This window comes from Pseudomonas sp. RW407, assembly GCF_003176655.1.
In the GTDB taxonomy this organism is placed as follows: Bacteria; Pseudomonadota; Gammaproteobacteria; order Pseudomonadales; family Pseudomonadaceae; genus Pseudomonas; species Pseudomonas delhiensis.
On sequence record NZ_QGSL01000029.1, the window covers coordinates 751491 to 760393 of the forward strand.

The 8903-nt window shown below is 68.9% G+C and carries 6 protein-coding genes; all 6 read right to left on the reverse strand.

Annotated elements, in window-relative coordinates; translation table 11 throughout:
• Positions 1–171 precede the first annotated feature (171 nt).
• Positions 172–2976 carry a hybrid sensor histidine kinase/response regulator gene (locus DK254_RS04250; protein ID WP_109932478.1) on the reverse strand — a complete coding sequence of 935 codons (2805 nt, stop codon included), beginning with the start codon at positions 2974–2976 and terminating at the stop codon, positions 172–174.
• A 147-nt stretch (positions 2977–3123) separates the two neighbouring features.
• The gene (gene purD, locus DK254_RS04255) at positions 3124–4413 is read right to left on the reverse strand and encodes a phosphoribosylamine--glycine ligase (protein ID WP_109932479.1); all 1290 of its coding nucleotides are present in this window, start codon (positions 4411–4413) and stop codon (positions 3124–3126) included.
• A 96-nt stretch (positions 4414–4509) separates the two neighbouring features.
• A complete protein-coding gene (purH, locus tag DK254_RS04260; protein ID WP_109932481.1) occupies positions 4510–6117 on the reverse strand; it encodes a bifunctional phosphoribosylaminoimidazolecarboxamide formyltransferase/IMP cyclohydrolase in 1608 nt (535 codons plus the stop codon).
• Between the two features lie 88 nt (positions 6118–6205).
• Positions 6206–6526, reverse strand: coding sequence for a DNA-binding transcriptional regulator Fis (gene fis, locus DK254_RS04265; protein ID WP_009613305.1), 321 nt, complete (start codon positions 6524–6526; stop codon positions 6206–6208).
• A complete protein-coding gene (gene dusB / locus DK254_RS04270; protein WP_109932483.1) occupies positions 6523–7521 on the reverse strand; it encodes a tRNA dihydrouridine synthase DusB in 999 nt (332 codons plus the stop codon). Before dusB ends, fis begins: the two co-directional genes overlap by 4 nt.
• A 227-nt stretch (positions 7522–7748) precedes the next feature.
• Positions 7749–8903, reverse strand: coding sequence for a DUF3426 domain-containing protein (locus DK254_RS04275; RefSeq protein ID WP_109932485.1), 1155 nt, complete (start codon positions 8901–8903; stop codon positions 7749–7751).

Genomic DNA, 8903 nt, shown 5'->3' on the forward strand with positions numbered 1-8903 from the left:
ACGTGCGTTCCTGGAGCTGTAGGAGCGGACTCTGTCCGCGATTGGCGTCGGGTGATGCTACGGAGCCGTAGGGCGAATAACCGTTCGCGGTTATCCGCCGATGGGCCGGGCGCGGGCGGTCGATGGCGGATAACGCCGTAGGCGTTATGCGCCCTACGGGGTATTCCGGTGTCAGGACGGTAGTGCCGCGTCGCTCTGCTGGCGCAGGCGGCGTTCGCGTTCGGCTACCCAGTAGGCCACCAGCTCGCGCAGTTGCGATAGTTCCACCGGCTTGGCCATGTGCCCGTCCATGCCTACCAGGCGGGCGCGTTCCTTGTGTTCGCTGAGGATGTGCGCGGTGAGCGCCACCACCGGGGTGTGCGGGCGGTGTTCGCTGGCTTCCCAGGCACGCAGGCGCTCGGTGGCGGAGAAGCCGTCGAGCACCGGCATCTCGCAGTCCATCAGCACCAGGTCGTACTGGGTGGCCTTCATCGCGGCCAGGGCTTCCTCGCCGTTGCTGGCGGTGTCCGGGTGCAGGTCGAGCTTGCCGAGCATGCCGCGGATGACCTTGGTGGAGATGCTGTTGTCCTCGGCCACCAGCACGCGGAAGTCGCTGGGCGGGCTCAGCGGAGCGGGTTCGGTGGCTGCCGGCAGGTAGTTGGTCACGCCGCTGGGGCCGCGCTGGGCCAGTTCGTCGGCGAGGGTGGCCTTGAGCGTGTAGCCGGCCACCGGCTTGGCCAGGATACGCTTGATCCCGGCGTTGCGGGCGATGATCTTGCTCGGCGCGTTGCTGATGCCGGTGAGCATGATCAGCAGGATGTCGTGGTTGAGGTTGGGGTCTTCCTGGATCTTGGTCGCCAGTTGCATGCCGGTCATGCCGGGCATGTCCTGGTCCAGCAGGACCACGTCGAAGTACTCGCGCAGGTGCGCCTTGGTGCGCAGCAGGGCCAGGGCCTCCTTGCCGGACGCGACCGCGCTGACGTTCATGCCCCAGGCGCTGCACTGCTGCACCACCACCTTGCGGCAGGTCTGGTTGTCGTCCACCACCAGCAGGCGCGCGCCCTGCAGCGGGCTGTCGAGGTCGGCGGTGGGGTGTTCGAGCATCTGCTGGTCCAGCGGCAGGCTCAGCCACAGGGTGTTGCCGCTGTCGCCGCCGCTGTCCAGGCCGCTCTCGATGCCCAGCTGGCCGGACATCAGCTGGATCAGCTGGCGCGCGATCACCAGGCCCAGGCGGCTGCTCAGGCGGGTGGCGGAGAGGAAGTCGCGGCTGTGCAGCTCGGCGGTGAGCAGCGCCTGGCGGTCGTTCGGGTCCAGCGGGCGGCCGCTGTCCTGCACGGCGATGCGCAGGCGCGTCTTGCCCGGCGGGCCGTCGAGGGCCACCACCAGGAGGATCTCGCCTTCCTCGGTCTGCTTGAAGGCGTTGTCCAGCAGGCTCAGCAGCACCTGGCGCAGGCGCGTGGGGTCGCCGCTGATGACCCGCGGCACCTGCGGCTGGGTGAAGCTGATCAGTTCGATCTTCTGCTGCTCGGCGCGCACCCGGAAGATCGCCAAGCAGTCCTCGATCAGCGCGCCAAGGTCGAACTGCACCTCGTCCAGCTCGATCTGCCCGGACTCCAGCTTGGAGATGTCGAGGATCTCGTTGATCAGCGCCAGCAGCTCGTTGCCGGCGCTGTGGATGGTCTGCACGTAGTCGCGCTGCTTGGCCGACAGCGGGGTGCCGAGCAGCAGCTCGGTCATGCCCAGCACGCCGTTCATGGGGGTGCGGATCTCGTGGCTGATCTTCGCCAGGAACTCGCCCTTGGCCTTGAGTTCGGCGCTGCTGGCGGCGCGCTTGCGGCTGGCGTCGAAGCTTTCCTGCTGCAACTGGCGCTGGCGCTCGGCCAGGGCCAGGCTGAGCAGGAAGCCCACCGCCGCGGTCAGCCCGAGCAGGCCGCTGCCCAGCCAGTCGCTGTGCGTCGGCACGTAGCCGAGCAGCGCCGGCAGGCTCAGCAGCCAGGCGCTGACGAACACGCCCATGGCGATGACGAACAGGCGGGCCGGGCGGTAGCCGTGGCGCATGTAGTAGGCGGCGACGAGGAACATGCCCAGGCTGGTGATCGCCACCAGGCCGTAGAGCAGGTCGCTGGTGGGAATCTCCAAGGCCAGGTGCAGCAGCGCGCCGAAGCCCAGCAGGCCGAGGCTGCCCAGCGCCAGCAGGCGGCCCAGCGGCCGGCGCGGCGGCTGGCCGTGGAAGAAGCTGGCGGTGTAGCCCAGGGCGCAGGACAGCACCAGCAGCAGGGCCAACTGGGCGGTCAGCGGCTGCCAGGTCTGGTGCGTGCCGTACCAGGGGCTGAGCAGGCCGAACAGCGTCAGGCAGGCCAGCAGCAGCCCGGCGTGCACGCCGGCCAGCCACAGGCCGCTGCGCACGCGGTTGTAGGCGAAGCGCACCAGGTTGTACAGCAGCAGCATGCCCAGGCAGCCGAGCAGGATGCCGAACTGCAGCGGGCGCTGCTGGCCGGCGGGGTATTCGGCGCTTTCCAGGCTGATGGTGGGGCGCAGGCTCTGGCTGGAGCTCAGGCGCAGGTAGAGGTCGAGGACTTCCGGGCTGCTGCGCAGCGGCAGCAGGATGTCGCTGTTGAGCAGCGGGCGCTGGCCGGGGTAGAGGTTGCCGGCCTGGCGTTCTTCCAGCAGCTGCGGGCCGTGCAGCAGGTAGAGCTGCAGGCTGTCCAGGCTCGGCGAGAACAGGCGCAGCTGGCGCGGCGCGTCGCTGGCCGGCAGGCGGTAGTGCAGCCAGATGGCGCCGGGGCCGGCGGGGGCGTGCAGGTCTTCGATGTCGAGGGGGCTGAACAGCGGGCGCAGGCGTGCGGAGAGGACGTCCTGCAACTGCAGGCGGCCTTCGCCGTCGTGCAGCTGCGACCAGCCGCCGGCATCCTGCGCCTGGGCGAGGCCGGGGCCTGCGAGCAGGGCGGTCAGCAGCAGGCAGACTAGGAGTCCTGTGGCGTTCCAGAGCCGGCGCACGGCGAATTCCCTTCGGTGGAGAGTGGCCGGATTATAGCCAAGTGCCGACGGGCCCGGAATCCACCCGGGCCCGCGCATGGCCGCCTGCCGACCGCAGGTCGGAAAAGCGGGCGCAAAGGCAGCTCAGGCCCCGCGCCCGCCGGCCGCTCAGCCTTCGCCGCGTTCGCGGGCAATGGCGCGGTAGCCGATGTCCTTGCGGTAGAAGCAGCCGTTCCAGCGGATCTGCTCCGCCAGGCGGTAGGCCTGCTGCTGCGCCGAGGACACGCTCGGGCCGATGGCGGTGGCGCAGAGCACGCGGCCGCCGGCGGTGACCACCTGGCCGTCCTTCAGCGCGGTGCCGGCGTGGAACACCTTGCCGTCGAGCTTGGCGGCTTCGGCCAGGCCTTCGATGACGTCACCCTTGGCGTAGTCGCCCGGGTAGCCGCCGGCGGCCAGTACCACGCCCACGGTGGGGCGCGGGTCCCAGGTGGCTTCGACCTTGTCCAGCGCCTTGGCCAGGGCGGCCTCGACCAGCAGGACCAGGGAGCTTTCCAGGCGCACCATGATCGGCTGCGTCTCGGGGTCGCCGAAGCGGCAGTTGAACTCGATGACCTTGGGCGCGCCGCTCTTGTCGATCATCAGCCCGGCGTAGAGGAAGCCGGTGTAGACGTTGCCTTCCTCGGCCATGCCGCGCACGGTCGGGTAGATCACTTCGTCCATCACCCGCTGGTGCACCTCGGGGGTGACCACCGGGGCCGGGGAGTAGGCGCCCATGCCGCCGGTGTTGGGGCCGCTGTCGCCGTCGCCGACGCGCTTGTGGTCCTGGCTGGTGGCCATGGGCAGCACGTTGTGGCCGTCGACCATGACGATGAAGCTGGCTTCCTCGCCGTCGAGGAACTCCTCGATCACCACGCGCGAACCGGCGTCGCCGAAGGCGTTGCCGGCGAGCATGTCGCGCACGGCTTCCTCGGCCTCGGCCAGGGTCATGGCGACGATCACGCCCTTGCCCGCGGCCAGGCCGTCGGCCTTGATCACGATGGGCGCACCCTGCTCGCGCAGGTAGGCCAGGGCCGGCTCGACCTCGGTGAAGTTCTGGTAGGCGGCGGTGGGGATCTTGTGGCGCGCGAGGAAGTCCTTGGTGAAGGCCTTGGAGCCTTCCAGCTGCGCTGCGCCGGCGGTCGGGCCGAAGATGTCCAGGCCGCGCGAGCGGAACAGGTCGACCACCCCTTTGACCAGCGGCGCCTCGGGGCCGACGATGGTCAGCTGCACGTTCTTCGCGGCGAAGTCGGCCAGTTGCTCCAGGGCCAGCACGTCGATGGCGACGTTCTCGCACTTGGGCTCGGTGGCGGTACCGGCATTGCCCGGCGCGACGAAGACCTTCTCCACCCGCGGGTCCTGGGCGACCTTCCAGGCCAGGGCGTGTTCACGGCCGCCGCTGCCGATGATCAAAACATTCATCAATCTCTCCTTCGGAGAGGCTGCAGGCTACAGGCCGTAGGCTGCAGGCAAGAGCGCTCTTGCCTGCAGCCTGACGCCTGCAGCCTGCCGCCGCTGTTAGTGCCTGAAATGGCGCATGCCGGTGAACACCATCGCGATTCCGGCTTCGTCGGCCGCCGCGATGACTTCGTTGTCACGCATCGAGCCGCCCGGCTGGATCACCGCGGTGATGCCGGCCTTGGCCGCGTTGTCGATGCCGTCGCGGAACGGGAAGAAGGCGTCCGAGGCCATGACCGCGCCTTTGACTTCCAGGCCGGCGTGCTCGGCCTTGATCGCGGCGATGCGCGCGGAGTTCACGCGGCTCATCTGGCCGGCGCCGACGCCCACGGTCTGGCGGTGCTTGGCGTAGACGATGGCGTTGGACTTGACGAACTTGGCCACTTTCCAGGCGAAGATCAGGTCGTGGATTTCCTGCTCGCTGGGCGCGCGCTGGGTGACGATCTTCAGGTCGGCCTCGGTGATCATGCCGATGTCGCGGCTCTGCACCAGCAGGCCGCCGTTGACGCGCTTGAAGTCCCAGCCCGGGGCGCGCTCGGCCGGCCACTCGCCGCATTCCAGCAGGCGCACGTTGGCCTTGGCGGCGACCACCGCGCGGGCGGCGGCGGAGACTTTCGGGGCGATGATGACTTCGACGAACTGGCGCTCGACAATGGCCTGGGCGGTGTCGCCGTCCAGCTCGCGGTTGAAGGCGATGATGCCGCCGAAGGCCGACTCGGTGTCGGTGGCGTAGGCCAGGTCATAGGCCTTGCGGATGCCGCCCTCGTCCTCGGGGACCACGGCCACGCCGCACGGGTTGGCGTGCTTGACGATGACACAGGCCGGCTTGACGAAGCTCTTCACGCATTCCAGCGCGGCGTCGGTGTCGGCCACGTTGTTGAACGACAGTTCCTTGCCCTGCAGCTGCACGGCGGTGGAAACGCTGGCCTCGCCCTTCTTCGCCTCGACGTAGAAGGCCGCGCTCTGGTGCGGGTTCTCGCCGTAGCGCATCTCCTGGGCCTTGATGAACTGGCTGTTGAAGGTGCGCGGGAAGGCGCCGCGGCCCTCGGTGGAGAGGCTGTCGCGGGCCTGGTCGATGGTGCCCAGGTAGTTGGCGATCATGCCGTCGTAGGCGGCGGTGTGCTCGAAGGCCTTCAGGGCCAGGTCGAAGCGCTGCGCGTAGGTCAGGCCGCCGGCCTTCAGGGCCTCGACCACGCCGGCGTAGTCACCGGCGTTGACCACGATGGCGACGTCCTTGTGGTTCTTCGCCGCGCTGCGGACCATGGTCGGGCCGCCGATGTCGATGTTCTCGATGGCGGTCGGCAGGTCGCAGTCGGGCTTGGCCACGGTGGCCTCGAAGGGGTACAGGTTGACCGCCACCAGGTCGATCGGCTTGATGCCGTGCTCGGCCATCACCGCGCCGTCGATGTCGCGACGGCCGAGGATGCCGCCGTGCACCTTCGGGTGCAGGGTCTTGACGCGGCCGTCCATCATTTCCGGGAAGCCGGTGTAGTCGGCCACTTCCACGGCGGCGATGGCGTTGTCCTTGAGCAGCTTGTAGGTGCCGCCGGTGGAGAGGATCTCCACGCCGAGGGCGACCAGCTCGCGGGCGAAATCGACGACGCCGGTCTTGTCGGAGACGCTGATCAGCGCGCGGCGGATGGGCAGACGGGTGGTTTGGTCGGTCATTACAGGTTCCTAGGGCTGCAGGCTGCAAGCTGCAGGCTTCAGGTCCGGGCGGCTTGCCTGCCGCCGGCGGCCTGTAGCCTGCCGCCGCTTAAAGGAGGTCGTACTGCTTGAGTTTCTTGCGCAGGGTGCCGCGGTTCAGGCCGAGCAGCTCGGAGGCCTTGGTCTGGTTACCCTTCACGTGGTCCATCACGGTCTCCAGCAGCGGTGCTTCCACTTCGCAGAGCACCATGTTGTACACGTCCGTGACCGGCTGCCCATCGAGATGGGCGAAATAGTTGCGCAGTGCCTTCTCGACGCTGTCGCGCAGGGTATGGCCTTCCTGCGTCGGCGTGTTCAGGTGCTGCTTGAGGTTCGCGTTGTCGCTCACGGGTGTCATTCCACTCACTAAAGTCTCGGTCATCGTTGTCATGCGGCCACCCCTTTTCCGTTGTCGTGGCGCTCGGCGAAGAACTGCCTGACGCTGGCGCTCTGTGCATCCGTGTTCTGCAAACGATTGAACTGGGCGCGGAACTCCGCCGCCCCCGGTAACGTCGCCAGGTACCAGCCCACGTGCTTGCGGGCGATGCGGACACCCAGCTCTTCCCCATAGAAGGCATGCAAGGCGGCGAGGTGCTCCAGCAGGATGCTTTCGACCTCGACCAGGGACGGCGCCGGCAAGGTCTCGCCGGTGCTCAGGTAGTGCTCGATCTCACGGAATATCCACGGCCGGCCCTGGGCGGCGCGGCCGATCAGCAAGGCGTCGGCGCCGGTGTGCCGGAGCACCTGGCGGGCCTTCTGCGGCGAGGTGATGTCGCCGTTGGCGAACACCGGGATGGACACCGCCTGCTTGATCGCGGCGATGGTTTCGTACTCGGCCTCGCCGGTGTACAGGTCGGCGCGGGTGCGGCCGTGCACCGCCAGGGCCTGGATGCCCGACTGCTCGGCGATGCGCGCGACGTTCACGCCGTTGCGGTTGTCGCGGTCCCAGCCGGTGCGGATCTTCAGCGTCACCGGCACTTCGACGGCGGCCACCACGGCCTCGAGGATCTCGGCCACCAGCTTCTCGTCGCGCAGCAGCGCGGAGCCGGCGGCCTTGTTGCACACCTTCTTGGCCGGGCAGCCCATGTTGATGTCGATGATCTGCGCGCCCAGCTCGACGTTGGCGCGGGCGGCCTCGGCGAGCATCTGCGGGTCGCCGCCGGCTATCTGCACCGAACGCGGCTGATCCTCGCTGTCGTGCACCAGGCGCAGGCGCGACTTGCGGCTGTTCCACAGGCGCACGTCGCTGGTGACCATCTCCGAGACCACCATGCCGGCGCCGAGGCGGCGGCACAGCTGGCGGAACGGGCGATCGGTGACGCCGGCCATGGGAGCCAGGATCAGTCTGTTGGGCAGTGTGTAAGAGCCGATGCGAACCACCGACATCGCTTCCCTGTTATGGGGCGTAATCGCTGAACGCTCCCGCGGGTCGAGGACTCGGGGAGGGTCGGCGAGAGGCCACCGGTGCTTGCAAAAAAGGGAGGGCATGATACCCGCTCTCGATGACCGGATAAAGGCGATTTTGGATAAATTCTGAACAGCCGCCGGCTTATTGCCTGGGGTTGGAAGACGAGCGGAACTGGCGTCGCGCGGGGTTCTGCGCTATGCGGGGGTCACTCCGGGGAATGGAAGCTGAGGCTGTAGTTGACCGCCTTGGGGCCCGGGTCGAGGATGTCCAGCGACACGTGGATGGGCGTCTGCGGCGGCATCTCGCTCTGCCCGGCCAGCTCGCCGCCCAGGTACTCGCTGGGCTTGAAGCTGCGGCTGGCGATCAGCTGGCCGTTGAGGTCGGCGAAGCGCAGCTCCAGCAGCGGGAAGGGCTGCGAGAAGCTGGCGCGGTTGTAGATGATCGCGTCCACCACCAGGGCGCCGCTGAAGTCCGGGTGGCTGCGCACCACCAGGTTGCTGCTGCGGATCTGCTCGACGTCGACCTTCGAGGGCAGGGTGCAGCCCAGCTGCGGGCAGAGTTCGGCGAACCAGGGGCGGTAGGCGTCCTCGCGGGCCAGTTCGTCGAAGTGGTAGGCCACGTACTGGCCGCCCAGGCCGGCCAGGGCCAGGAGGGTCAGCAGCAGCCAGAGCAGGCGGCGGCCCCAGCGGCCCTTGGGCTTCTGCCAGTCCAGCTGCAGGGGTTCGTCGCTGAGGTCGTGCAGGGCGGCCTCGCCCAGGCCCGGGTCGGGACGGCGCAGTTCCCTGTCGTCCTCTTCCTCGTCCAGCGGCGTGTCCAGGCGCGGCGTTTCGCGTAGCTCCAGCGGGGGCTCGGCCTCGGGCGCTTGGTCCTGCCCGGCGGCTTCTGCCTCCGGTTCTTCCAGCGGCTCGTCGTCGCGGCGGGCGCTGAAACTCGGCAGGTCGTCGTCTTCCTCTTCGGCCGCGGCGGCCACGGCCGGCTCGTCGGCTGGCGCCGGCTGCGTCTGGGGCTGCGCGACCGGCGGTTGTTCGGGTTCTGCGTCGATGCGGCCCAGGCTCGGTTCCTGGCGGCCGCCTTCGCCGGCCTGGCGTTCCTCGTCCCGCAGCAGGGCCTCGGCCCAGCGTTCGTCATGCGGGTCGCGCACCACCGGGCGGTTGCCCAGCAGGGCCTCGGCCGGCTTGGGCGCGGACTGCAGCTCGCGGAATTCCTGGGACAGCTCGAATTCGTCGAGCTTGGCCAGTTCTTCGTCGAGATTGAGGCTGTCCAGGTCGAGATCGTCGTGGATCCACAGGGTATCGTCGGTGGGCTTGGCCGCGGCGGGGGCTTCTTCCGCCGGCCTGGCCGCTGCCGGGGCCAAGCCCAC